At 61.3% G+C, this 256-nt stretch carries 1 protein-coding gene; it reads right to left on the bottom strand.

Going from position 1 to position 256, the window contains the following annotated elements; genetic code table 11:
- Positions 1-256, bottom strand: a 256-nt coding sequence (locus KK062_RS30410; protein WP_254088135.1) for a M4 family metallopeptidase, incomplete at both ends; no start/stop codon positions are given.

Genomic DNA, 256 nt, shown 5'->3' on the forward strand with positions numbered 1-256 from the left:
GATCGGCCGTTGCCAGCATGGAGCCGAGGCGGCTGTCGAGATAGTCGGGCATGATGCCCAGGTATTCTGTCAGGTTCCGGTAGGTGATGTCGACGGCGGCGTCCATGCCGATGGAGCTCACGGCGTACGCGGAGTCGTGATCGTTTACACCGCTGCCGCCCTTGCAGAGCAGGTAAAACCAGAAGTTTTGTACGCCGGAGTTGTAGTGTACACCGCCGTTGTCGCCGGTGCCGGTGTACCACAGGTCGCCCTGGTA

This window comes from Dawidia cretensis (assembly GCF_018598175.1).
GTDB classification, from domain to species: Bacteria; Bacteroidota; Bacteroidia; order Cytophagales; family Cyclobacteriaceae; genus Ohtaekwangia; species Ohtaekwangia cretensis.